This window comes from Neptuniibacter sp. QD34_54, assembly GCF_047778055.1.
GTDB lineage: Bacteria > Pseudomonadota > Gammaproteobacteria > Pseudomonadales > Balneatricaceae > Neptuniibacter.
In genome coordinates, this window is sequence record NZ_CP180546.1 from 3,236,362 (window position 1) to 3,262,097 (window position 25,736).

Consider the following 25,736-nt stretch of genomic DNA (forward strand, 5'->3'; position numbering starts at 1 on the left):
GCTATTACATGGCATTTAAGATCACTAGCAATGACATATTTCGTCACAGCCATATTGCACCGCAATATAAAGACAAAAAAGCCGGCTAAGTGCCGGCTCTTTAAGTGATAAAACTTTTAGTTAATGTAATTAAATAAGCTCAGATCTTGGACCTTGGCAAAACTTGCATAAGATGCTTGAAGTGCCGTTTCTTGCAGAGCAAAGCGGCTAATCGCTTCGTTATAATCTAGATCTTCGAATGAAGACAGAGCCTCTTCAGTGAAAAGTTTATAGTCTTCATTTACAAGGTCCTGTTGCTCTAGAGCATTTAATCGGCCACCAATACTTGCTCGCGATGCAATATTCTTTTCTTCAACCCCAGCTAGATTCTCTAGAATATGATCCATTCGTTCCAGAAACTCATTCTTGCCTTGAGTAGTAGAAAAATCTGCCGTATCTAACGCCTCTTTTAAATCTAGAGCCGTATTCAAGATATTGTGCTGATCAAAAACATCTAATTCTGCTGTTCCTGCATTTGCGGCATTGATCTCAATATCAACACCTGCAATCCTTACTGTAGATGTCCCCGCCGGAAGAGCATACGTTCCATCCATCACCACAGCTGGATCATCTGGGGTTACAAAATCACCATTTTTATCCGTTATTTCTAGGTTACCCGCATTAACCGTAATGCTTAATGGCCCATTTGCGACCATATACTCGCCAAAGGTTTCAGCGTTTCCACCTTGGATATCCACTTCACCAATAGTATTTGTTGTTTGGGTGACATTTTCTATCAGATACCCAGGAACGGGAGGAACTTTCTCAAAAATCTCAAACCCAGAATCAGTCGAGGCCACCTTATTTTCGGGACCTACCTGCAAAAAACGCTGTCCATCATCACCATTGAATTCATAACGCCCAGATGGCCCGAGGGTATAGGGTTGAGTAAAACCTTTATTGCCGGCAAACAGGAATTCACCTTGGACATCCTTAGTATTCATCAAGCTATCAAGAGATTTAATAATTTCATCAACCTCTGAAGCAATAACCTGACGATCGGTATCACTCAGTGTTCCGTTTTTACCTTGAATAGTTAATTCACGCAGACGTATGGACTGATTGTTAATCTGTTCGATTGTAATCTCTTCCAATTCCAGTCGACGTTCAGCAACCTCAATGTTTCCTGAAAATTGCTCTGTGCGCGCAATCTCTTTTTTAAATTTTTGAATCTGAGCTGATGCTAAAGGGTCATCGGAAGGCTGCAGCACTCGCTTACCAGTTGCGAGCTGTTGCTGAGACTTAAAGAGATCCGCACTGCTTTTATTTAAGTTATCAATATTGCTTAAAAATACTTGTTGGGTAGAGATTCTCATTTGCTATCTCCTTAAATACTTTGCAGTAACGAATCAAAAATTGTTTGCGAGGCCCTGATTAACTGAGCTGATGCTTGGTACGCTTGCTGATATTGAACCAATTTGGCGGCTTCTTCGTCCAAATTCACACCTGCAATACTAGAACGCTGCTCCTTGTTAGAATCCAACACAGCTTTACCTGCTTGAGCATTAACCTGTGCGACAGCAGCTTCAGTACCCACTCGCTCTACAGTTTGGCCATATTTATCTTGATAAGAGGCACCTTCTACAGTTTTCGCAAACTGCAGATCAGACATCAGTAATGCATTGCGGTTATCAGAGACACCATCGGTATTCTCTCTAACCACGAACGTATCGTTAATATCCGGCTGATTACTGATTGTCAGTTCAAAACCCGCTAGCTGAATTGACTGTCCAGATACATATTGACCTATTTGACGGTCTCCATCCCCATCAGTAAGAACGTAATACGCGACATCTTCTGAACTATCGTGCTGAACCGTAAACGAGTCACCAGCAGCTGCACCTGTAATATCTAATGTGACACCATAAGTTGCAGTAAGGTCTAGTTGAGTACCTGTAAGCGCTACACCTGTTTGGGTCGTTGGTGGAACCGCTGAGTCAGTGATATCAAAGTTACCCGCACCATCCTCTGTAATAGTTAGAGGAAAAGTAATGCCAGCCATAACGCTTAGGTCTGTTACCGTAAGATTAGACGCAACACCTGTATTCGTAGCTGCTGGCGTATCAATTACCTCCAGCGCAGATCTAAAGGACACATCAATTGGCGGTGTCATTTCACCTACAACTACAGACTGTGCCGCATAATCTTGATCGGTGATACTAACCGTTGCCACAGCAGTACCAGTATTACCAGCATCTTCAGAGGTTGCTAATGGCGCAGCCAAAGCTAACTGTCGTGCTTGATTCAATACAGTATCAATTTCTGATGCCGCATTTCGGGTTGGTCTAATTAGGAATTTATCTCCTGTGGCGAAGCTACCTGTCGCATCTAAAGTAACGGTAACTCCATCAATTCGTAGGGTTAAATCGCCATTGGTTGCATCTAGATAAAACTCTCCGTCTTCATCTACTTCAGATGCATTTGTTGGTGCAGGACCGTTTGCATTAAGATCCCCCTGTGTCCACCTCATCTCATCGTTACCACGAATTAACGTAAATTCCTGAGGGCCACTAAAGATCAGCTCATATTCAGTAGCTTGGACTTTGGAAACATCGCTAATAATTGCGCTTCCAGATGTAGTAGAAAGATTATCTCTTTCGGCTAAAATACGATTAGATGCAGCCGAGCCGGAATTAATGTCAGTAAACATTAATCCTCCTGGATTGCCATCCAGATCCATACCTTTCTGATGCTGCTCGTTCATCGAGTCAGCAAACACTAATGCGATACGACCTAATTCATCGAGTGTTTCATTCAAGGTATTTTCGCGGTAATCGAGCATTCCGCCAATTTTACCACCGGTAACTTGATGCGTAATATCGCCAACACTATTACCAATCTGAATTCCTAGATTTAGTTGGCTTGTATCCGCGGGGCTAGTAATGGTGTATAGCGTGTTAGCGCTCTGCCCTACAACAAGAGGCTCGCCATTACCTATGAAAACGCTTACCTCGCCCGTATTACCATCTTCGAGCGTGGTAAAGCCTATATACTCTGATAGCTCTTCTAGTTTCGCATCGCGTTGATCCAAAAGCTCGCTGGAAACATTACCGGCCGCTTTTGCGATACGAATATCATCATTCAGCTGAGCTATATTCCCTGCAATAGTATTGATAGTTGCAACATTGCTCTCTAGACGGCCATTAATCGTGTCATTTTGACGGCGGATGTTGGCATCCAAATCATTGAAGCGTTGAACCAAAGCTTCAGACTGAGCGATAAATAGCTCTCGGTTTGGCAAACTTACCGGATCATCAACTGCGGTTTGTAAAGCGCCAAAATAGTCATCCATCGCTTTGGATATACTCGTCACATCAGATGCCATTAAGTTATCTAACTCATTGGCAAAATCTTCAAATGCGTTATAGCTACTATATGTAGCGCTATCCGTCCAAATCTGTCTATTCAGGAAAGCATCAGCCACTCGATCGATGTCATCAATTTCTACACCACCAAGATCAGCACGTGAATGAAAAACAGGTCGCTGACGAGTGTAGCCCTCAGTATTAACATTACTGATATTCTGACCTGTCACAGAGAGTGCAGTCTGATTCGCCTGTAAACTCTGTGTACCGAGTGTTAATAAACCAAAAGACATAATTGACTCCTTTTGAAGATTTAGTGCTACATCACTGAAGCGTCATTTAAGGAGAGCTGAGTAATAGGTTATCGGCTATTACTTAGCCCTCTTTAGTTGAGGAGCTTCGACTAGCTAGCAACTCACCATCAAAAATATTTCTAATCTTGTTGGCATATTCAGGATCGGTTGCATAACCCGCATCCTGTAACTGCCGAACATAATCATAAGGATCGCCCGCACTCTCCAGTGCCATCTTGTAACGTGGGCTATTTTGCAAAAATGAAACGTAATCTCTAAAGCTATCTTCATAGCTGTCATAACTACGGAAAAACGCCTTTTCCCGTTGCGCAACACCATCACGATACTCAAGTGTAGAAACCTGCGCGCTATCGCCATCCCAGCGTCTATCCGCTTTGATATTGAAGAGGTTATTGCTGTTACTACCATCAGGAGAACGAACCATAAACTTGCCCCACCCGGTTTCCAGAGCGGCTTGAGCAAGCAATACACGAGGGTCTACACCTAACTCACCTGCAACCTTTTCAGCCAGAGGCATCAGCTTTTCTACAAATTGTTCAGGTGATTCAAAACGATCGGGTAGCGCTTCATTAACGACTTTTGCAGCAGCATTTAGTTGTTGCTCAAACACCTCTTTAACCGTGTTTTTCTGCTCTTCGGTTAGCGTGATACCTGGGGGGTTTTCCTGGCCTTCTGCTTTAGCCAACAATGCCGATGCTGCGATTGAAGCAGCCTGATCAAAAGCCTGATCCAATTGACGGCTTTCGAGATCTAGCGGTTTGATATCTGGTCGGCTCTGACTATCCACTTTACCGCCGAGCTGTCGCACTAATACATCAGTTAAACCAATACCTTTTGATGAACCAGATAGTTCCATCGCAATCTGATTATCAAACATGCTTTGATACAGCTTGGTCTGACTGCTGTTCATAAAGTTATCTTCGCCAAATGCAGCGTTGGCATCTCGCATCGATTTCAACAACATATTTACGAACAATTGCTCGAACTGCTGAGCGGCTTGGCGCAGACCTTCATCACTATTGGTTTTCGCGTGAGCCTTCAGTTTTTGAAGCTCAGCCAAGTCTGAATAGAGTTGGGCATTACTGCCTGCACCTGTTTTAATCATTTAGATCACCACTAATTCTGCTTTAAGCGCACCAGCCTGCTTCAGCGCTTCTAAAATAGCCATCAAATCACCTGGAGCTGCCCCCACCTGATTGACTGCTTCGACGATATCCTGCAAGTTTGCACCTGGCGCAAACTCAAACATATGGCCCGAACCTTCATCCACCTCTATGCCAGTACGAGGGGTTACCACAGTCTGACCGCCGCCGAGAGGGTTTGGCTGGTTTACATCAACCGCTTCAGCAATAGCTACTGTTAAACCACCGTGAGTAATCGCTACAGGCGCTACCTGTACGTTTTGGCCAATAATGATCGTGCCTGTACGAGAATTGATAACCACCTTCGCAGCATCTTTTGCAGGCTCTACATTAAGGTTTTCCAAAACCGATAGGAAAGATACCCGCTGCGATGGATCTCTTGGCGCGCGAACACGAATAGAGGTTGCATCCATTGAAGCCGCCATATTTGGTCCCAAAAGATGGTTGATCTGTTCAGCAACACGGCGAGAGGTCGTGAAATCTGGACGATGTAGGTTTAGAACCAAGCTATCTCCCTGGTTAAAACCACTCGGTACAGAGCGCTCTACTGTTGCACCATTTGGAATACGACCTACACTTGGCACATTCAAAGATAGTCGAGAACCATCAGCACCTTGAACACCAAAGCCGGACACAACCAAATTACCCTGAGCAATCGCGTAAACCTGACCATCAGCACCCTTCAAAGGTGACATCAACAAACTACCGCCACGTAAACTTTTAGCATCACCAATAGCTGAAACGGTGATATCAATCGCCTGTCCAGGTTTAGCAAACGCAGGTAGGTCAGCATGAATTGCAACCGCTGCGACATTCTTCGATTGAGGATTAACCGTAGATGGGATCGCAACACCAAAATTGTTCAACATGTTACGGAACGTTTGCGAGGTAAATGACGTTTTATCGCCAGTACCATCTAAACCAACAACTAAACCATAACCAACAAGTTGGTTGGAACGCACACCTGAAATAGACACCATGTCTTTAAGACGGCTTGGCGCTGCTTGGGCATAGATACTAAATAGCAGGCTACTGATTAGGACTAAAATTAATTTCATTATGTCCTCCTTAGAAAGGCATCAACGCGCCGATAAAGAAACGAGACATCCAACCCATGACATTCGTATCATGGACGGCACCTGTGCCACTGTAAGCAATACGTGCATCTGCAAGCTTAGTCGATACCACCGTATTGTCAGACCCGATATCCTGTGGTCTAACCATGCCGCTGATACGGATATATTCATCGCCTTGATTCAGGGTTAGCCACTTTTCACCTTTCACGATCAATACACCATTCGGCATAACATCGTGTACTGTTACAGTAATGTTACCGCTCAGGTTATTACTCATATCCGACTTACCTTCACCATCAAACTCAGTCGTACTTGAAGGCAAAGTAAAACTCACTGGCTTGCCAAATGCAGTGATAGGCTCACCCAATGCAGTTGCTTGTTGCAATGAAGCTGATCCTGACTTATCAAGCTCGGTCTTAGCACTCTTCTGCGAGCTTGTACTCTCTTCCAACATGATGGTCAGAATGTCACCGACGCGATGGGCACGACCGTCACCATAAAGGTTGATACTTGTCGCAGAATTATAGATAGAGCCATTTACAGGCTTAGGCTGCGTCAGTGACTGAGGCATCACAGGTGCATATTCTGGGTTATTTGGCTTAACTTGTTTCTGTACACAACCCGTTAATACAAAGCTGGTTGCAATAATGCCTAAGAGTAGTTTCTTCATTGCTATCACCTAGCTATCTCAGTTAAAGCTGCTGACTCACGAAGGAGAGCATTTCATCGGCTGTAGATATCACTTTGGAATTCATTTCATAAGCACGTTGAGTCGTGATCATATCCACCAGCTCTTCGACCGAGTTCACATTCGATCCCTCAAGCGCCCCTTGAATCAGTACGGCTGTACCATTCTCACCTGGGTTACTAATAACCGGTGCGCCTGAAGCCCCAGTTTCGGAATAAAGGTTCTGACCTAACGATTGCAGACCTTGTGGATTAACAAAATCCGCTAACTGTAGCTGGCCGATCTGAGTTGGCTGTGTATTACCTGCAGTCACCACCTCAACAATACCGTCCGTACTAATAGAGAAGTTAACAACTTCACCAGGTAAAGTGATCGCTGGCTCAATGGTATAGCCCTCAGCAGAAACTAATTCATTATCTGCATTCAGGTGCAACTGGCCGTTTCGTGTATATGCAATATCACCGTTAGGTAAATTAACCTGCAGGAAACCGCGGCCATTAATAGCCACATCAAAAGCTTCATCGGTGATTTGAATATCACCGGTCGCAAAAATTTTCTGTGTTCCGACTGTTCGTACACCCAAACCAACTTGCAGACCAGAAGGTAGCTGCGCTTCTTCTGCGGTTTGAGCACCTGGCTGACGACGAATCTGATACATCAGATCCTCAAAGACAACGTTGTCTTTTTTAAATCCGACCGTTGAAACGTTGGCCAAGTTATTCGAGATCACCTTCAGGTTAGTGTCCTGAGCGGTCATACCCGTTTTTGCTACATTTAATGCACCGTGCATCTACTTAATCCTCAGGTGATTCTTACGATATCTTCAAAATTGATGCCGCTGTTTCGGAGTTCTCTTCAGCGGTCTTCATCATTTTAATTTGCATCTCAAATTGGCGGGAAGAACTGATAATTCCAGTCAATTCACTAACAGCGTTAACATTACTTGCCTCAAGAAAGCCTGAACGAATTCGTACGTTTGCATCGGGTAAAACCTCTGCTGCGTTACCTGTAGTCATCAAACCATCCGGACCTTTAAACATTGTTTGTGGATCTGGATTCACAAGCTTGATCTGATCAGCAACCAACAATTCAGCCGTATTTTCACCCAAAGGCTGAATAGTGATTGTGCCGTTAGTTGCCACTTCAAGGTTTTCAAAAGGTGGTAAAACAATTGGAATACCGCCATTTCCCATAACCGGCAATCCACTGCCTGTTACTAACTGGTTAGCGGCATTGATCTGCAGTGAACCGGCACGGGTATACCCTTCTGTACCATCAGGTCTGATAACAGCTATCCATCCATCACCTGCAACAGCGACATCTAACTTACGACCCGTTTCAATCAAAGTCCCACTAGTCACATCAGTGGCTGGACGTTCAGTTTGTGCATAGACACGAGAGGCATGACCTTCACCAAACACCTGCATCGCCCTAGCCTGCGCCAGATCTGCCTTAAAGCCGGTAGTATTGGCATTCGCAAGGTTATTGGCATGAGCTTGCTGTGCGAGCATATTCTCTCTCGCCCCGCTCATTGCTAAATAAAGAACCTTATCCATCTGTTATTTCCACTCTGGGCAGCTTAGCTGCGCTTCTTACAAGTAAAATACTAATAACAGACACAATGCAATCAACGTGCCAAAAACAAAAAAGGCCGCATTAGCGGCCTTTTTATTTTTTTAGGTGTACTAGATCAATTAGATCTGAAGAATATTCTGGGTCACTGTATTCAGCGTTTCCAATGTCTTAGAGTTTGCCTGGAAGTTACGTTGTGCTTCGATCAAGGAAACAAGCTCAGCAGACAGGTCTACGTTGGATTGCTCCAAAGCGGCTGACTGAAGCGTACCGTTCAAACCAGTACCTGGCGGGTTAACGATCGCATCGCCAGAAGTTAGCGTTGCAGTCCACTCTGTATCTCCAGCTGGCTGTAGGCCAGACTGGTTTTCAAAGGTTGCTATAGCCACCACACCCAAATCTTGGTTCTGGCCATTAGAGAAACTTGCAACCATCTCACCCGTACCACTGAAAGTAACCCCTATTAGGTCCCCTTTGGTATAACCATCTTGCGCAGACGCTTTCACAATAGACGCAGATGCGAACTGAGTAGTGTTGGTGATATCTAACTCAATTACCGTTGTTGAATCAGCTGGGTCAGCACCTTGAATAGTGATTGAAGGTACGATTGCACCTGCAGAGAATTGATCACCATTGATACCGGTTAACAAACCATTAGATGGGTTGAACTTAACCAATATAGGACCTGGCTCTGTACCAGAACCCGCTTCACCTGGATCTAACGCCTTGCCAATATCCAATTGTTCCGTACCATTTAGGTACGCATACATACGGTAAACACCTTGGAAAGAGTTATCGCCTTCCTTAACTACAGGCGCAGCAAATGGCGATGTACCGGTTGTAGCGGTAATGGTTAACGCTTGGCTAGGTACTATATCACCGGCTTCGGCTTTATAAGTAATGCGAATACTTTTATTAACATTATCGTAGATTACCGATTCAACATTTGGATTAGCATCCAAAATTTTCGCTTCAGAAGCCGTAATTGCAGCACCAATCTGATCATCCGTAGAACCTGCTGTTAATGTAGGTATTGTGATTCCACCAATTTCGAGTACCAAGTCTGCCCCAATAGGAGATGTTGTTATATCGAAATCATAAGTTTCATTTGCAGCGATTTCTGCTGCTTCTGTAACAGCTACCGTACCACTAACCTGCACTAAATCCGGTTCTGGAAATTCAGATTTAAAGCGAATAATGAAATCACTGGAATCCGTAGTAACTTCAATGCTTTGAATACGTGGATCACCTGTCACCGGGTCAGTTAAAGCATCAAAGAAGGTACCTGAAGTAAGGCTTGTTCCAGCAGCTGCATCTAACTCTGCTATATGAGCAGCAGTAACAGTCACACCAGAAATAGTGTCAGTGGCAACCAATCCTGTCAGTTGTTGTTGCGCCTGAACAGGTCGTGCCTCAGCCATATTAAATTTAATTGTATGCTCATTACCTAGACTATCAAAAGTTCTCACCGTTGTACTGTAGGTAAATGAACCCGGCTCATCCTTATCATAGTCAGGCAGCAACTCTGCCGCATCTTCACGGGAATCTATGTTAAAAGACAGATCAATTTCTTCAGTAGCCTTTGGCGGACTCTCTTTCTGTGTTACAGATAGGTTCCCGATTGGCAAACGGTTGCCCTCGGAATCCAAACCATATCCCTGTAGGAAGCTACCTGTTTTAGAAACAATAAAACCGTTTTTATCTAGCTCAAACGAACCTGCACGGGTATAAGTCGTACCACCTTGGCCATCATCCAGCTGGAAGAAACCTGAACCATTAATCGCCAGATCCAAGTTATTGTTAGTAAACTCAATAGTACCTGCCTGAAAGTCTTGCGCGATATCAGTTACTGTTACACCAGCACCTGCCACGTTTGATGAGCCGGCACCAACAACTGCTGTTGCATAGATATCACCAAATTCAGTACGTGAAGATTTAAAACCTACTGTACTAGCGTTTGCAATATTGTTACCTGTTACATCAAGGTCCGTAGTGGCCGCTTTCAGACCGGTTACCGCTGTATTAAAACCTGCCATCTTCTTATCCTCACACGCCGATCTGTTTCACATCGCTGATATCAAATGTGCCAGCTGTTGTGTTCACTTTCATACCAATACCATTTTCACCAAGAGTCACACTGTTAACTCTATAAGCCATACTGGTATCAACCGCTTGATATTCATTATCTTCAAGACGCTCGATCACGAATGTATAATCTCCTGGAGGGTGCTCCGGATTACCGTCTTCGTCGAACTGCATCTGCCAAGCAAATTCATGCTCACCTTGCTCAACAGCACCAAGCTGCATGTTGTCCACCAAGGTTCCGCTTGAGTTATAAACCTTAATTCGTACTTCTGAGGCGCTGGTTTCCAGATTAAATGCACCTTTAGCAAATGGGTTCATCACAGTCCCCACTTCAGATGTGTCACCAGGAATAAACACTGACTGACCAACCATCGACGATGCCTGCAATGCCGCCTGACTAGACAACATTGCTTGCGACGTTTCAGCGACTGTCTGGTTAAGGTTATTGATACTCTCAACCTGCGACATAGTCGCAATCTGCTGCATAAAGTCAGTTGTATCAGCGGGACTAGACGGGTCTTGATTCTGCAGCTGAGCAATCATCAAACGCATGAACATATCACTATCTTCTTGCGTCTGGCTCTTCTGCGTACTGTTAGACTGGTTAGCCCTGTTTATCTGATCAAAAACGTTTTGATTTACGCCATTAACATTACTCATGGCTTAAAACCTCGTTATTTAAATTACTGCTGTCCAAGTCTGATAGTCTGCTGAAGCATCTGCTTGGCAGTATTCATAATCTCGGTATTAATCTGGAAAGAACGAGAAGCCGAAATCATATCCGCCATCTCTTCTACAACATTCACATTTGGGTAATATACAAACCCCTCTTCATCAGCCATCGGATGTGCCGGGTTATATTCTTGACGAAGTTCAGCTTCGCTTTCCACAATACCCAAAACCTGTACGCCTTGACCTGCGGCTATGCCGAACTCATTATCAGGTTCAGCTAAAGGGTCTACTTGCTGTACAGCAAAAACAGGTTTTCGTGCTCTATAGGTCTCATCAAGGCTAGAACTAACACTTTCCGCATTGGCCATATTACTTGCCGTGGTATTTAAGCGGATGGTTTGTGCATTCATAGCCGAACCAGCGATACCAAAAACATTACTCAATGACATGATTATTCACCCTTAATCGCTGATTTAAGACCTGTAAATTTCTTATTTAGGAAATGAAATGACGTTTGGTAATCCAAGGCATTTTCAGTGTATCGAGCCATCTCTTGCTGAACTTCTACCGTGTTACCATCTACAGATGCTTGGTTAGGGATTCGAAACATCATATCAGCCGCTAGATCAGGCTCTAGCAACTCCGTGTTGTGCCCTGCAGCAGTAGCAACCTGTTTTACATTCATTTTAGTCGACACATGCTCTAACGCTTCAGCAAACTCAATATCTCTTGCTTTAAAATTAGGAGTATCAGCATTAGCGATATTGTTAGCTAAAACCTCTGCACGGCGAGCACGGTGCATTAGTGCGTCATCGTGAATTCCCAAAGCTGCGTCAAAACTAATTGCCATTTCATTGCCTCATTTAATATTATCCCTAAGAAAGCAAACCGTATGCCAAACAAATAAAATCCTTTGTTTTCAATAATATAAAAATCTTAGACGTATATTAATCACCACTTAGCACCTAAAAACGGCAAACTAAAACCGCCTAATTGCCGCTGGCGGCAAAGGCTATGAACTAAAAGAACAATTAAGGGGCAATAAAAAAGCCGCTTACCTTAGGCAAGCGGCTTTCTCGTAAACGGATTGATCTATCTGACTAAATAGCTTGATAAATAATACCTGGTCGGCAATGAATCATTTTGTATTTATCGGACAGACCAGAAAGGAACTCAGAAGCACCTAGTATCAGGTAACCTCCAGGTTTCAAAACGCCATGCATCTTGGACAAGATCTCAGTTTTCTTTTCACTGGAGAAATAGATCAACACATTTCGGCAGAAAATCACATCAAATTTACCCATCGACGAGTATTGCCCAAGCAAATTAATGCTCTGAAATCTTACTTTTGATTTGATTTCAGGTTTTACGGCCCAACTGCCGTTAGACGTTTCACGGAAGTGTTGGGTAAGGCGCTCTTGTGACAAGCCTCTACCTATTGCCAACATTTCGTACTCACCACGACGGGCTTGTTCTAGTACTTGAGTAGAGATATCTGTGGCAACAATCTCTTCGGAAGCCAATTTACCCGGTGTTTTTTTCTTAAATTCATCCAGCGTCATACTGATTGAATAAGGCTCTTGTCCTGTAGAACAAGCAGCAGACCATATTCGAATTTTGTTCGACCCAACGCCTTGGCCTAGCATTTCAGGCACAATACGATCACGTAAGATATCGAAAGGGTGAACATCCCGAAACCATAAAGTTTCATTAGTGGTCATCGCATCAATAACTTGCTCACGCAAACGTTTAGATGTTGGGCTTTGCAGTTTGCTTATCAGCTCTTTAAGTCCAGGACAGTTATTTTCCTGAACAATTTTTCCTAAACGACTTTGTACTAGATATTGTTTATGTTTCGCAAGCAATATCCCACTACTATCTTCAAGGAAGCGACTGAACAACTCAAAGTCAGCATCCGTGATCGTAAAGTTTGATCTACCGGAAATACTCATGGAAAGAGTAATACCCCTACCTGTGCCTTATTATTTTTCTACTTGCTGGATACGCTGTACGACAGCTGTTGCAAGATCATCAGGGTTAAACTTAGCTAGGAAACCATCCGCTCCTACTTTTTTAACCATAGACACGTTGAAGCCGCCCGACAAGGATGTATGTAAAACCACATGCATATTACTCATACGCTCATCTTCACGAATCATTGACGTCAAGGTATATCCATCCATCTCTGGCATCTCTATATCCGAAATAACCATCAGGAAGTGAGTCGTTACATCAGTTCCACGATCAGCCATATCACGCAACAAGTCCCACGCCATACGACCGTTATTGCATGAGGTCACCTTGATGCCTAAATTTTCCAAACTTCTTTGCATCTGATTGCGGGCTACAGACGAATCATCAACTATCAGTATTTGATGTTCACGAGCTTTTTCACGAACCTTGTCATCTGCAACATCCTTACTAACTTCTGTTGGCATTGGATACAGATCCGCAAGTATCTGCTCTACATCTAATATTTCAATCAGCTTACCTTCGTACTCAAAGATAGCTGTCAGATAGTTTTCTACGCCAATCTCAGTAGGTGGAGCCATAATTTGGTCCCACTGAGTATTCAAGATGCGGTCAACTTTGCGAACTAAGAATGCAAGCGTTCGGCGGTTATACTCAGCAACGATCAAGAAGCACTCTTGCCTTTGCTCATAAGGAACAGTTTGACGACCAACAGCCTCAGACAGATCCAACACTGGAATTGTCTCGCCGCGGATATGCGCCATACCTTTAATAGCGGAAGTCTGACGAGGCACCTCGGTAAGTTCCGGGCACTGTAAAACTTCACGCACTTTAAAAACGTTGATGCCATATTGTTGCTCTGACTCCAAAGCAAACAATAATAATTCCAACCGGTTCTGCCCTACCATTTGGGTACGCAGGTTTACACTATCTAGGATACCTGACATGATCTAATAATCCCGTAGAGATTAAATCTATTCTGTTTGTACGCTGTTACATAAACATAATGTTAGTTACAACAACGTGAATAAGCATAATTTAACACGACTTTTCCTCCTAACCACTGTTCTTTTGGCCTCTTTCGGTGCTTTAGCAGCCGATCAAGCCGAAAAGTTAGAGCAGGAGGCGCTACTTTTTCTGCAAGAACACTACAAAAAAACCAAGCCCGATGCGCGTACTGAGATCAAACTTAACCCGATTAGCCGAAAAATCAAACTAAAAAACTGCCAACAACCCTTAGAATTTCAATCACCTAAGGGAAATGGAAGCAGAATTACCTTTCGAGCCCGATGCCCCTCTCCTATGTGGCAGCTGTTTGTTACAGCACAAGTTAAACTCTATGGAACAGCTGTTATTAGTAGCACAAGCCTTCCAAGAAACACGAATCTTGGCACTCAACACATCCATAGAGCCGAAGTTGACATAACCAATTTACGATCAGCCTATTTTCTTCGCACTGAAGAAATTATAGGCTGGACTACGAAAAGAAGTATTGCTGCAGGCACAATTTTTACAGCTTCCATGCTAAAGCCGCCTTTAGCTGTGTCTCGAGGGAATGCAGTGATCATCGAAGCAAAGCGCAGCGGAATTTCAATCAGGGCAGCAGGAACGGCACTTCAAGATGGCGCTATTGGTCAGCAGATTAAGGTTAAAAATGATCGCTCTGGAAATATTGTAAAGGCTGTAGTTATTGAGCCTGGCCTAGTTCGCACCCCATAAGCAGCAAGCAATCCAACATGGTGTCATTTGGTTGCAACTGCTATACTCGAATTTATTAAAGAAAAAAAATATTTTTTTCTAAAGTTTCCAAATAAGCCGCCGATAAGCTGGTTCAGATACAAGTTTGAGGACGGAAAAATGATTAACGACATCACGGGCCTGTCATCGTCGCAGACGAATAGCACTCGTGCACGAGCAGGCGAAGGCAATGCCACCAAAGCTGGTAGCAATGACACCCCTGCGCAGTCTCCGTCCAGTAAAGGTGATACAGTTAAACTCAGCAATGCAGCTCAGACACTGCAGAATGTTGAAAAACAACTGGCCAATGCACCTGATGTGGACAGCGAGCGTGTCGAGCGACTAAAACAAGAAATTGAAAGTGGCAGCTATCAAATCAATGCTGAACGTGTAGCAGAGAAGATGCTGAACTTCGATAGCCTATTGTAAATTTCGCTATGACCGAACAACAACATATAGAACTGGATACCCTGCTCAAGCAGGGTATTTTGCTTTTAGAATCACTTAATACTATTTACGACAGAGAGCTTGAAGCACTCAGCAGTAAAGACCTTGAGCAATTAAGTGATATCACCCAAGAAAAAATGGGCGTAATTAACAATTTCCATAATTTTACTTTGGAGCGTGTCGCTCTATTAAAGTCTTTTGGGATTGAGATCGACTCAGAGGATTACTCCACGCCAGAAAATAAAACCGCGGCAGCAGAGCAAACCAATACTATTTATGCTGAAATTAAAAAGCACCTAAAAGAACTCCAGCATAAAAATAAGCGCAACGAACAAGCAATCTATCGTAATCAGCAGAATGTAAATCAATTACTCGCCATAGTTCGTGGCCATAAGAAACAAGATCAACTCTACGGTAAGGCTGGCGCCTCAAAACTGTACAAAGCGCAAAGCAGCTTAGGCAAAGCTTAAACTGCTTTGACCCTTCTATACCTAGTGACTCGATTATAAAATCTCGCTAGAATCTCGAGAATTATATAAGCATGTCCCAGTAGCTCAGCTGGATAGAGCGGTCCCCTCCTAAGGGACAGGCCAGGGGTTCGAATCCTCTCTGGGACGCCATTTTAGTTACAATTTATCGTAACAAATTACCCAAAGAGCCTTTCGGCAACAGGGCGACATCATGGCTTAAATATCGCTTTAGCTGGTGCTGCTTATCAAGCTCAATACCTTCCAAACTACAACGCTCAGATAGCTTCAGGTAGCGCTGGACCATTTTAATACGCTCCTCACGCTTCTCTTTACTATCTCTAGCCGTTTCCAAGAATAGCTGAGCTAGATTCAACAAAGCATTAACATTGCTTGAATCGTATTCTGTCGCTAAACCAAAATATTTGAGTGCCTGAGGCATCTTGCCTGATAAATAATGCTTCACACCCAAACGATTAACTTTGATACTCATATCTGGATCATGTTTCTTACCAGGAACTTTCTTCGGCTTAGCCGCAGGCTCCAGTATTGGAACCGCATCACCCATTACACCGAGAAGCTCTCGATCAAGATCTAGGGGCACAGCCAGCTCTGAGTTAATCCGCTGAGCATCCCTCGTGGCTTTATTAGCAGCATCGGTATCCCCTACCTGATGATACATTTCACTTTTCAAAAGAGATGCTCGGACTTGCAACTGTTCATCACGGGGAAAGGCTTGATAAGCTTGCGAAATGGTATGCTCAAACTCATTAAAGAGCTCAACAGCCATACCACCATTTGCATTTTGAGCTTCTAGCCGCTTTACATTTGCTAGACGAAGATAAGGATCAGGAGATTTATAACAGCTGCGCCGACCTAGGAGGATAGACTTCTTATAAGCCCCACCCGCCATATCTAGTTGTTTCGTTTGTGTAGCTAAACGCCCCAATTCCATTTGACGAGGAATACCCATTGGAGACTTTTGTGTCGCTTCAGCAACGGCCTCCCTTGCTTGATCTAAATCCCCTTCTTTCTCATGGGTCAGAGCAAGCAAATCATATGCAGCAATCAGCAAGGGATACTCTGCTATAAGCTCTAGTAGGAGAGCCTTTGCTTCTTTGAACTGCTCCTGCTGCAGCATAGCTTCTGCCCAAACAATACCAGCCTCTTTATCATGACTCTTCCAATATTGTTTTTCAGCAACTTGAGCACTCTCTTTAGATCTATGAAACTTAAGCAGCAAACGAGCAAGAATCAGCTGAGCTTCATCGTATTCTGGATCATAAGAAGCAAAGTTATGCTGGCAAAATGTAATAGCTGCCGGAAGATCACCAATTTCTAAGGCATCATCTACTGGCTTAAATACGGACTTCCGATAAAGAATGTTATCCAAGCGATGTTTTAATTCATCCACCGAGAATGGCTTCATAATCATATCATCAGGACGACTATCAATTGCGTGCAGTACGACTTCTTGAGAGGCATCACTGGTCATAAAGATCCAGCAAGCAGTAGGCTTTATAAAACCTCGATAACGACACTCTTCCAATAATTGGATACCGGTGACACTATCATTTACATTATGACCGAGAAGAATAACATCGTAGTTATTCTCAGAAATTTCATTTAAAACTCGGTCATTGATAGTAACCGCCTTGAGATTGGCAACCCCCATACTCCTCAGCATATAGAAGATAGTAGACCGCATGTTGCCACTGCTTTCTATCAGTAGAACTTGCTTATCAGAATAATCTACTTTCGCCACTCAACCGTCCATATACGCAAAAAGGATATTTGAAGTATAAAAGCCTATTCGATATGACAAAAGCATTTCCTGCAAACAAAAAAAAGCACCGGGTGTAGGGTGAACACTCGATGCCAAGACAGTTCTATGCTGTGACAACCATCCTATCCTGAGGGCATGCAAACACTAATGATCCAGATCAAGAAAAATCTAACTCTAAGGTGTAGGCTTGAGGTATTGAGACGATGTAATGAGATCCTGCTTTTTGGGTTTCAGGTAAACTAAACAAAACTTATAAAAAAGCGTACTTATGACTACTGCATTTATCACTCATGAAGATTGCGGCCTACACAACATGGGCCCAGAACACCCTGAAAGCCCAATTCGCCTAGTTGCCATCCAAAAGGTACTAGAAAAGACAGGCCTGATGCAGGATCTTGAACGAATCCAATCGGTACACGTTTTACCTGAACAAGTACAACTTGCCCACGCTCACCTCCACCAGAAACGTTTGGAGATGAAGCTACCAGAACAAGGCGTTGTGTATACCGACGAAGATACAGCCCTTTGTCCTCACTCCTTACATGCAGCCAGTTTAGCCGCAGGCTCTGCCGTTATGGCAGTAAACAGGGTAATTAGCGGCAAATCTAAAAACGCTTTTTGTGCTACGCGCCCACCTGGCCATCATGCCGAGCATAACAATGCGATGGGATTTTGCTTTTATAACAATGCAGCCATTGCAGCAATGCATGCTTTACAGCAGCCAGGAATAGAACGCGTTGCTATCTTTGATTTCGACGTACACCAAGGCAACGGCACCGTAGATATCTTTAAAGACAGGCCAGAAGTGCTAGTTTGCTCAACATTCCAGCATCCTTTCTATCCAGAGCGTTACTGTGACTTTGTGCGCGACCACATCATTAACTGCCCTATGGATGCTCATAGCGACGGCATGGTATTCCGCAAACTTGTTGAGTCGCGCTGGCTACCTGCCATCCAAGCTCATAAGCCAGATATGATCATTATCTCTGCAGGTTTTGACGCTCATCATGAAGACCCTATGGCGGATATTAAACTCAATGAGGAAGATTATCGCTGGGTTACTCAGTTACTCCTAGACGCAGCTCGCACTTACAGCCAAAACCGTGTTGTTTCAGTTCTAGAAGGTGGTTACAACCCTGTATCTTTGGCATTCAGCGTACAAGCTCATTTAGAAGTATTCGCCGGACATTAGGCTAGACAAAATAGCACCCTCCTAACAGAAACAAAAAAGGCTGCCAATGGCAGCCTTTTTTAGTAATACAAGCTAATAATTAGCTTACGAACTTGATCATTACGCCCGCTGCAATCGCAGAACCGATTACACCAGCAACGTTTGGACCCATAGCATGCATCAACAAGAAGTTTTGAGAGTTATACTCAAGACCGATCTTGTTAGATACACGTGCAGCCATAGGTACCGCAGATACACCCGCTGAACCGATTAGTGGGTTGATCGCATTGCCACCCATCATCTTGTTCATAATCTTAGCCATGATCACACCAGCAGCTGTACCGATACAGAATGCAACGATACCTAGCGCCATGATGCCTAGCGTTTCAAGATCTAGGAACTTATCAGCAGAAAGTTTAGAACCTACAGATAGACCCAAGAAGATTGTAACAATGTTGATCAGAGCATTCTGAGCAGTATCGCTAAGACGATCTACTACACCACACTCACGCATCAAGTTACCGAAACAGAACATACCCAACAGAGGTGCTGCATCTGGAAGCAATAGCGCTACTAGGATCAATAGTACGATTGGGAACAGAATCTTCTCAAGCTTAGTTACGTGACGTAACTGGCTCATCTGGATCTTACGCTCAGCTTCTGTAGTCAACGCACGCATAATTGGTGGCTGAATCAGAGGTACTAGCGCCATGTAAGAGTATGCAGCTACCGCAATTGCACCCAATAGGTGTGGAGCTAGCAAACTAGTTACATAGATTGCAGTTGGGCCATCAGCACCACCGATGATACCGATCGCTGCAGCTTCTTGGATGTTGAAGTCCATGATGCCCATAGAAGACATTGCAACCGCACCTAGTACAGTTGCGAAGATGCCGAACTGAGCAGCCGCACCCAAGAAGAGGGTACGTGGGTTAGCCAATAACGGACCAAAGTCTGTCATTGCACCAACACCCATGAAGATCAACAGCGGAGCGGCTGTAGAGCCAATTGCTACGCTATAGAAGTTATACAGCATGCCATTCGCATAACCACCGTCTTTAGCTACGTTGATTGCATCTTGAATCTGAGCAGCTGAAGCCGTGTTGTGGTAGGCATTCAAAATTTCTTTTGGATCAGTGCTAGTGATATTTAGCGCAGACGCCAAACCATTCATCACCTCCGGAACAGCAAAGTGCACAGCATTTTCTACAGCTGTATACGCTAAGCCCGCTTCCGGAATGTTCGCCATGATGCCACCGAAACCGATTGGCACAAGCAGTAGCGGTTCGAAATTCTTTTTGATGGCCAAGAACAGAAGCAAAAGGCCAACCAAAATCATTACGATCTGACCACCACTGATGTTATAAGCACCAGAGGCAAGAAACAGTTCGATTAGCTTATCCATCAAACAATACCTTACGCTAGAGTCAATAGAGTGTCGCCAACCTGTACAGCGTCACCTTCATTAACTTCTACAGTAGAAACAGTACCAGCGCGTGCAGCACGTACTTCTGTTTCCATCTTCATCGCTTCAAGAATTACTAGAACGTCACCTTCTTGAACAGCCTGACCTGGAGCAACCTGTACTTTCCAAATGTTACCAGCCAATGGAGCTGGAACGTCTTCACCAGCGCCTGCAGGAGCAGCAGCTGGAGCCGCAGCAGCAGCCGGAGCTACAGCAGAAATATCACCGCCTTCAGTTACTTGTACAACGTAGTTTTGGCCGTTAACAGAGATAGTGTAAGTCTGTGGACCAGTGTTTTTAGGTGCAGCCATTGCTAGTGCGTCCTCTAATGTAGGTGCAGGTTCAAATGCATCAGGATTGTTACGATTTTCAAGGAATTTCAAGCCAACCTGAGGGAATAGAGCGTAAGTTAGAACGTCATCAATTTCGTTCTCACCTTCTGTTAGCTCAATACCTTTCTCAGCAGCAAGGTCTTTCAGCTCGCCTACCAACTTGTCCATTTCTGGTTCAAGCAGATCAGCAGGACGACAAGTGATTGCTTCACCACCATCCAATACACGAGCCTGAAGGTCAGCATTGTAAGGAGCAGGAGCTGCACCGTACTCACCTTTCAGAATACCCTGAACTTCTTTAGAGATAGTTTTGTAACGCTCGCCCATTAGAACGTTGATTACAGCCTGAGTACCAACGATCTGAGAAGTTGGTGTTACTAGTGGGATCAGACCTAGGTCTTCACGCACACGTGGGATCTCAGCTAGTACTTCATCGAACTTATCTGCAGCACCCTGCTCTTTCAGCTGGTTTTCCATGTTAGTCAACATGCCACCAGGTACCTGAGCAACTAGGATACGAGAGTCTGTACCACGTAGAGAACCTTCAAATTTAGCGTACTTCTTACGTACTTCACGGAAGTAGCCAGCAATCTCTTCTAGAAGATTGATATCTAAACCAGTATCACGGTCAGTACCAGCCAACGCAGCTACTACAGATTCAGTAGACGTATGACCGTATGTCATAGACATAGAAGAGATAGCAGTATCAACACGGTCGATACCCGCTTCAACAGACTTAAGGATAGTCATATCAGACAAACCAGAAGTCGCGTGAGCGTGCAATTGAACTTCTAGATCAGTCTGAGCTTTCAGACGAGAAACTAGGTCAAATGCATCGTATGGTGTCAGGATACCGGACATATCCTTGATGTTGATAGAATCAGCGCCCATATCTTCAAGAGTTTTTGCATATGCAACCCAGTTATCGATCGTGTGAACTGGACTCTTAGTGTAAGAGATAGTGCCTTGAGCGTGCTTGCCTGTTGCCTTAACTGCTTTGATTGCAGTTTCAAGGTTACGCGGATCGTTCATCGCATCGAAGATACGGAATACGTCTACGCCGTTAACAGCAGCACGTTCACAGAATTTGTTTACAACATCATCAGCGTAGTGACGGTAACCTAGTAGGTTTTGTCCACGCAGGAGCATCTGATGTTTTGTGTTTGGCATTGCTTTTTTAAGCAAGCGGATACGCTCCCACGGATCTTCTCCGATAAAGCGAATACATGAGTCAAATGTTGCGCCGCCCCAGCTTTCTAGGGACCAAAAGCCTACTTTATCTAGCTTTTCCGCGATCGGCAGCATGTCTTCAACTCGCATACGCGTAGCGAATAGCGACTGGTGTGCGTCACGCAGAACTACGTCGGTAATGCCAAGTGGTTTCTTTGCGTCGGTCATGGGTAATGGCCTTCTGTCGATTAATGCAGATTTATTCGTTATTGAGCCGTTCTTATTTACGAACGGTGTTTGTGAACCGCAGCTGTCATGACAGCAATTAACTCATCATTGTTATTTCCAGCTGGCGCTGGTGCAGTCTTTTTTGCTTTTGGCTGCGCTGGTGCTTCAGGAAAAAACTTGCCTACCACTTTGGACATTCCTGAAGTAGCGAATACCAACAAAGTAAGAAAGACAACAACGAAGCCCATACCAAAGACCATTAATTCAAGGCCTTCTGATAGCAGATTTTCCATTTTAATGGATGCTCCTGTACTTATCGAAACCCATACGTCAGATATGGCTTTTGGCCACCTAATTATTAGGCTTTCACTGACGAATGTACTGGTTGCAAATGGACCATAATTAAACCCGAAAAGTCTACTTCAGGCAATAATTAGAGGGGATTTTTCGGTCAAAGGGAGGATATGGATCAAAATTTGCTTACAACCTTTGATCCATATTCAGTGAAATATGGTGTTATTCACTCTTTCCAGGGCGATAAACTTTTACATTACTAAAGCCACGCTCCTGCATTTGATGCGCATGCATTTGGCTCATAACACCCTTCTCACAATAAAGAAGGTATTCCTTACCTTCTTCAAATTCATCAGCAGCCGCACCTAAAGCAAAGAACGGAATTAATTGGATTTCACAGCCAGGAATATTCAGCGGCTTTTTCTCTTGTTCATGCGGCGCTCGAATATCAACAACAACCTGATTATCAGCAACCTTAGTTAATGCTTCAACCTCAGCATGGATATTTACATCTTCCTCAATTTCATCGATGCTGATCACCTGACGACGCTCAAGCGCTCGTTCAAGCACTTCAAAGTCAAAATCAGACTCTTCCTCTTCTACGCGATCTTTCTTAGCACAGGTCGTTGGACGATCAGATATTACACCACAGTATTCAGGCATATTTTTGGCAAAATCATAAGCACCGATTTCACGCGTGATATCGATGATATCTTGCTTATCCATAGTAACCAGCGGTCGCACCACCAGCTTTTCAGTTGCTGCATCGATAATAGATAGATTAGGTAAGGTTTGACTAGATACCTGAGCAATACTCTCACCCGTCACCAAAGCGTCAATCTTCATTTTATCTGCAATCTGCTCACCGGCGCGCATCATCATGCGTTTCAATACGACACCCATATAGGAGTGATGAACAGATTGCAGTATTTCACCAATCACTTCATCAAAAGGGATCGTAATAAACTTCACTCGCGCAGAAGAGCCATATTTTTGCCATAAATACAGAGACACCTGCTTCACACCAATTTCGTGCGCATGACCACCCAAGTTAAAGAAAACAAAATGAGTTTTACAACCCCGACGCATAGACATGTAGCTAGCAACAATGGAGTCGAATCCACCGGAAATAAGCGAAAGCGTAGAATCTTGCGTACCTAGCGGAAAACCACCCAAACCTTTGTAGGTATTCGTTACGACATAAAGACTATCGTTACGAATCTCAAGATCCACATAAACCTCTGGATTATGAACATCTACACCCGCAGTCTCCGCATGCTGATTCAAACCACCACCAACATAGCGCTCAACATCAATAGAACGAAAGTCATGCTTACCAGAGCGTTTAACACGCACTTTGAAAGTTTTGCCTTTCAATTGCTCCGCGTAGATAGCATGCGCTTTTTCGTAAACATCATGAAAATCACCCAACGGGTACTCAGTCACTTCGATAAAGCTATGAATTCCTGGCGTACGACCTAAAAGATCTACCACCTGCGCGATAATCTCTGCACTCGCACCTGCGCACTCTACATCCAGCTTGTCCCACTGCCCTTTAACTTTGATCTGCTCGTCAATACGACGAGTCATATTCTGTAAATTGCTCTGCAAACGCTGAATTAGACGCTTACGTACAGGGCGACTTTTGATGGTAATTTCTGGAAACAAACGAATAGAGAACTTCATAGCAACGAGCTCAAAAAATAATTAGGACGAATATTATAAAGTGTAGGAAGGTAGAGTTACAGATGGCGCGCCCGAGAGGATTCGAACCTCTGACCGCCTGGTTCGTAGCCAGGTACTCTATCCAGCTGAGCTACGGGCGCATATCTGAAATTTTCTTTGGAGTGGCGCGCCCGAGAGGATTCGAACCTCTGACCGCCTGGTTCGTAGCCAGGTACTCTATCCAGCTGAGCTACGGGCGCATCCAAGAAAATAAACCGTTGTTTTTGAGTGGCGCGCCCGAGAGGATTCGAACCTCTGACCGCCTGGTTCGTAGCCAGGTACTCTATCCAGCTGAGCTACGGGCGCACATCAAAATGGCGGTGAGCGAGGGATTCGAACCCTCGATAGGATTTCTCCTATACGCCCTTAGCAGGGGCGCGCCTTCAGCCACTCGGCCAGCTCACCTAAACAACGGCGCGTACTATAACCAAGTGATTATCAAAAGAAAAGCAAAGTTTTAAAAAAATTACGCTTTATTTCCTTCTTCGGCCTTTTCACGCTGAATGCGCTGATAGATCTCTTCTCGATGCACGGATACATCTTTAGGTGCATTAACACCAATTCGTACCTGATTACCTTTAACACCAAGCACAGTAACAGTGACATCGTCACCAACCATAAGAGTTTCGCCAACACGGCGAGTAAGAATTAACATGTGTAGAATCTCCTTAGTACTTCCCAGGCCAATCCACCTAAACGGTAGACCACATACTGGCATTCATCCAAATCCCTGCCAGAACGCTGCCTATACAACAACAGCTAACCTAACTATAGACCAGCTTTTTCTATTAACCATTATGATCGATTATTCACTAACCGAATCATCAACATCCATATCAAAAGCAGTGTGCAGAGAGCGCACCGCTAGCTCCAAATACTTTTCAGCAATCACAACTGAGACCTTAATCTCAGATGTAGAAATCATTTGAATATTAATATTTTCAGCTGCTAAGGCATCAAACATTTTACTCGCTACGCCAGCATGGGATCGCATACCCACGCCCACAATAGAGACTTTAGCAATCTGATTATCACCAACCACTTCACGAGCACCCAGCTCAGCAGACACCTTTGCAAGTACCGCTTCAGCCGCATCATAATCGTTACGATGAACCGTAAAGGTAAAATCCGTTGTATTATCAGCGGCAACATTCTGCACGATAACATCAACTTCAATATTTGCCTGACTAATCGGCCCTAATATTTTTGATGCAACCCCAGGAACATCAGGCACACCCATTACAGTCAACTTAGCTTCATCGCGATTAAACGCGATACCTGAAATAACTGGCTTTTCCACGGCTGAATCACCCTCAACGGTAATTAGAGTCCCTGGCCCTTCCTCAAAGCTAGAAAGAACCCGCAACGGCACTTTATATTTTCCTGCAAACTCAACGGCACGGATCTGCAAGACTTTAGATCCAAGACTCGCCATCTCGAGCATCTCTTCAAATGTAATTTGCTCTAGACGCTTAGCACTCGATACTACACGCGGATCGGTAGTATATACACCATCTACGTCAGTATAGATTTGACACTCATCAGCTTTCAGTGCCGCAGCTAGCGCAACACCCGTTGTGTCAGAGCCGCCACGACCGAGCGTGGTGATATTGCCATCAGAGTCTACCCCCTGAAATCCCGCCACAACCACGACTCGCCCAGCCTCCAGATCAGACTTTATAGAGGAAACCTCTATATCCTGAATCCGAGCCTTGGTATGCGAGTTATCCGTAAGAATTTTGACCTGACTGCCCGTATAAGAACGAGCAGGCACACCGCGCTTTTCTAATGCCATACAAAGCAAAGCAATAGTGACTTGCTCTCCCGTAGAGACCAACACGTCCATTTCACGAGCATTAGGTTTTGACTGTATATCTTTAGCTAAGGCGATGAGACGATTCGTCTCACCACTCATAGCAGATACAGCAACAACGACGTCGTGCCCTTGCTGCTTAAAACCCTGCACCTTATCTGCGACTGCTTCTATACGCTCAACAGTTCCAACAGAGGTACCACCATATTTTTGAACAAAAAGCGCCATGCGTGCACC

24 protein-coding genes and 5 tRNA genes are annotated in these 25,736 nt (G+C 44.3%); 5 read left to right on the top strand and 24 right to left on the bottom strand.

Features of this window, described 5'->3' with window-relative positions; translation table 11 throughout:
- Positions 1 to 116: 116 nt before the first annotated feature.
- From flgL to ACMXYP_RS14820, 13 genes are all read right to left on the bottom strand, one after another.
- The gene (flgL, locus tag ACMXYP_RS14760) at positions 117 to 1,355 is read right to left on the bottom strand and encodes a flagellar hook-associated protein FlgL (protein ID WP_415882395.1); all 1,239 of its coding nucleotides are present in this window, start codon (positions 1,353 to 1,355) and stop codon (positions 117 to 119) included.
- Between the two features lie 11 nt (positions 1,356 to 1,366).
- Complete coding sequence (gene flgK / locus ACMXYP_RS14765) at positions 1,367 to 3,637, bottom strand: flagellar hook-associated protein FlgK (protein WP_415882396.1); 2,271 nt, start codon at positions 3,635 to 3,637, stop codon at positions 1,367 to 1,369.
- An 82-nt stretch (positions 3,638 to 3,719) separates the two neighbouring features.
- On the bottom strand, positions 3,720 to 4,763 hold the full coding sequence (gene flgJ, locus ACMXYP_RS14770) for a flagellar assembly peptidoglycan hydrolase FlgJ (protein WP_415882397.1): 1,044 nt from the start codon (positions 4,761 to 4,763) through the stop codon (positions 3,720 to 3,722).
- Positions 4,764 to 5,858 carry a flagellar basal body P-ring protein FlgI gene (locus ACMXYP_RS14775; RefSeq protein ID WP_415882398.1) on the bottom strand — a complete coding sequence of 365 codons (1,095 nt, stop codon included), beginning with the start codon at positions 5,856 to 5,858 and terminating at the stop codon, positions 4,764 to 4,766. It lies immediately after the preceding gene.
- A gap of 10 nt (positions 5,859 to 5,868) precedes the next feature.
- On the bottom strand, positions 5,869 to 6,546 hold the full coding sequence (gene flgH / locus ACMXYP_RS14780) for a flagellar basal body L-ring protein FlgH (RefSeq protein WP_415882399.1): 678 nt from the start codon (positions 6,544 to 6,546) through the stop codon (positions 5,869 to 5,871).
- 22 nt (positions 6,547 to 6,568) lie between these two features.
- Positions 6,569 to 7,354 (bottom strand): flagellar basal-body rod protein FlgG, encoded by a 786-nt coding sequence (gene flgG, locus ACMXYP_RS14785; protein WP_415882400.1) that lies wholly within the window; start codon positions 7,352 to 7,354, stop codon positions 6,569 to 6,571.
- A gap of 22 nt (positions 7,355 to 7,376) precedes the next feature.
- Positions 7,377 to 8,120, bottom strand: coding sequence for a flagellar basal body rod protein FlgF (locus ACMXYP_RS14790; protein WP_415882401.1), 744 nt, complete (start codon positions 8,118 to 8,120; stop codon positions 7,377 to 7,379).
- A 138-nt stretch (positions 8,121 to 8,258) separates the two neighbouring features.
- Positions 8,259 to 10,172, bottom strand: a complete 1,914-nt coding sequence (locus ACMXYP_RS14795; RefSeq protein ID WP_415882402.1) for a flagellar hook protein FlgE — start codon at positions 10,170 to 10,172, stop codon at positions 8,259 to 8,261.
- Positions 10,173 to 10,182: 10 nt separating this feature from the next.
- Positions 10,183 to 10,881: a flagellar hook assembly protein FlgD gene (locus tag ACMXYP_RS14800; protein WP_415882403.1), complete on the bottom strand. Its 699-nt coding sequence runs from the start codon at positions 10,879 to 10,881 to the stop codon at positions 10,183 to 10,185.
- Positions 10,882 to 10,904: 23 nt separating this feature from the next.
- On the bottom strand, positions 10,905 to 11,342 hold the full coding sequence (gene flgC / locus ACMXYP_RS14805) for a flagellar basal body rod protein FlgC (protein ID WP_415882404.1): 438 nt from the start codon (positions 11,340 to 11,342) through the stop codon (positions 10,905 to 10,907).
- Positions 11,343 to 11,344: 2 nt separating this feature from the next.
- A complete protein-coding gene (gene flgB, locus ACMXYP_RS14810) occupies positions 11,345 to 11,743 on the bottom strand; it encodes a flagellar basal body rod protein FlgB (RefSeq protein ID WP_415882405.1) in 399 nt (132 codons plus the stop codon).
- A gap of 250 nt (positions 11,744 to 11,993) precedes the next feature.
- Entirely contained in the window at positions 11,994 to 12,845 is an 852-nt protein-coding gene (locus ACMXYP_RS14815) for a CheR family methyltransferase (protein ID WP_415882406.1), read from the bottom strand.
- A 30-nt stretch (positions 12,846 to 12,875) separates the two neighbouring features.
- Complete coding sequence (locus ACMXYP_RS14820) at positions 12,876 to 13,811, bottom strand: chemotaxis protein CheV (RefSeq protein WP_415882407.1); 936 nt, start codon at positions 13,809 to 13,811, stop codon at positions 12,876 to 12,878.
- 76 nt (positions 13,812 to 13,887) lie between these two features.
- Here ACMXYP_RS14820 and flgA point away from each other — a divergent pair, with 76 nt between their 5' ends.
- The 4 genes from flgA to ACMXYP_RS14840 all read left to right on the top strand — a co-directional run bounded on the left by flgA (position 13,888) and on the right by ACMXYP_RS14840 (position 15,668).
- Entirely contained in the window at positions 13,888 to 14,583 is a 696-nt protein-coding gene (gene flgA / locus ACMXYP_RS14825) for a flagellar basal body P-ring formation chaperone FlgA (RefSeq protein ID WP_415882408.1), read from the top strand.
- Between the two features lie 138 nt (positions 14,584 to 14,721).
- A complete protein-coding gene (gene flgM, locus ACMXYP_RS14830; RefSeq protein WP_415882409.1) occupies positions 14,722 to 15,030 on the top strand; it encodes a flagellar biosynthesis anti-sigma factor FlgM in 309 nt (102 codons plus the stop codon).
- A gap of 8 nt (positions 15,031 to 15,038) precedes the next feature.
- Positions 15,039 to 15,518: a flagella synthesis protein FlgN gene (locus tag ACMXYP_RS14835; protein WP_415882410.1), complete on the top strand. Its 480-nt coding sequence runs from the start codon at positions 15,039 to 15,041 to the stop codon at positions 15,516 to 15,518.
- Positions 15,519 to 15,591: 73 nt separating this feature from the next.
- Positions 15,592 to 15,668 (top strand) — tRNA-Arg (locus tag ACMXYP_RS14840).
- Between the two features lie 13 nt (positions 15,669 to 15,681).
- On the opposite strand, the gene ACMXYP_RS14845 is transcribed toward ACMXYP_RS14840, so the two are convergent.
- Positions 15,682 to 17,280: a response regulator gene (locus ACMXYP_RS14845; RefSeq protein ID WP_415882411.1), complete on the bottom strand. Its 1,599-nt coding sequence runs from the start codon at positions 17,278 to 17,280 to the stop codon at positions 15,682 to 15,684.
- 289 nt (positions 17,281 to 17,569) lie between these two features.
- On the opposite strand from ACMXYP_RS14845, the gene ACMXYP_RS14850 reads away from it, so the two are divergent.
- Positions 17,570 to 18,493, top strand: a complete 924-nt coding sequence (locus tag ACMXYP_RS14850; RefSeq protein WP_415882412.1) for a histone deacetylase family protein — start codon at positions 17,570 to 17,572, stop codon at positions 18,491 to 18,493.
- Between the two features lie 79 nt (positions 18,494 to 18,572).
- Here ACMXYP_RS14850 and ACMXYP_RS14855 read toward each other — a convergent pair whose 3' ends face one another.
- The 10 genes from ACMXYP_RS14855 to ACMXYP_RS14900 all read right to left on the bottom strand — a co-directional run bounded on the left by ACMXYP_RS14855 (position 18,573) and on the right by ACMXYP_RS14900 (position 25,727).
- Positions 18,573 to 19,877: a sodium ion-translocating decarboxylase subunit beta gene (locus ACMXYP_RS14855; protein ID WP_415882413.1), complete on the bottom strand. Its 1,305-nt coding sequence runs from the start codon at positions 19,875 to 19,877 to the stop codon at positions 18,573 to 18,575.
- An 11-nt stretch (positions 19,878 to 19,888) separates the two neighbouring features.
- The gene (gene oadA / locus ACMXYP_RS14860; protein WP_415882414.1) at positions 19,889 to 21,667 is read right to left on the bottom strand and encodes a sodium-extruding oxaloacetate decarboxylase subunit alpha; all 1,779 of its coding nucleotides are present in this window, start codon (positions 21,665 to 21,667) and stop codon (positions 19,889 to 19,891) included.
- A 56-nt stretch (positions 21,668 to 21,723) separates the two neighbouring features.
- Positions 21,724 to 21,960, bottom strand: coding sequence for an OadG family protein (locus ACMXYP_RS14865; RefSeq protein ID WP_415882415.1), 237 nt, complete (start codon positions 21,958 to 21,960; stop codon positions 21,724 to 21,726).
- Between the two features lie 223 nt (positions 21,961 to 22,183).
- Complete coding sequence (gene thiI, locus ACMXYP_RS14870) at positions 22,184 to 23,647, bottom strand: tRNA uracil 4-sulfurtransferase ThiI (protein ID WP_415882417.1); 1,464 nt, start codon at positions 23,645 to 23,647, stop codon at positions 22,184 to 22,186.
- 63 nt (positions 23,648 to 23,710) lie between these two features.
- Positions 23,711 to 23,787 (bottom strand) — tRNA-Arg (locus tag ACMXYP_RS14875).
- Between the two features lie 22 nt (positions 23,788 to 23,809).
- A tRNA-Arg gene (locus ACMXYP_RS14880) sits at positions 23,810 to 23,886 on the bottom strand.
- A gap of 29 nt (positions 23,887 to 23,915) precedes the next feature.
- Positions 23,916 to 23,992, bottom strand: a tRNA-Arg gene (locus tag ACMXYP_RS14885).
- Between the two features lie 9 nt (positions 23,993 to 24,001).
- Positions 24,002 to 24,091 (bottom strand) — tRNA-Ser (locus tag ACMXYP_RS14890).
- Between the two features lie 61 nt (positions 24,092 to 24,152).
- Positions 24,153 to 24,341 carry a carbon storage regulator CsrA gene (gene csrA, locus ACMXYP_RS14895; RefSeq protein WP_415882418.1) on the bottom strand — a complete coding sequence of 63 codons (189 nt, stop codon included), beginning with the start codon at positions 24,339 to 24,341 and terminating at the stop codon, positions 24,153 to 24,155.
- Between the two features lie 150 nt (positions 24,342 to 24,491).
- Entirely contained in the window at positions 24,492 to 25,727 is a 1,236-nt protein-coding gene (locus ACMXYP_RS14900; protein WP_415882419.1) for an aspartate kinase, read from the bottom strand.
- Between the last annotated feature and the right edge of the window lie 9 nt (positions 25,728 to 25,736).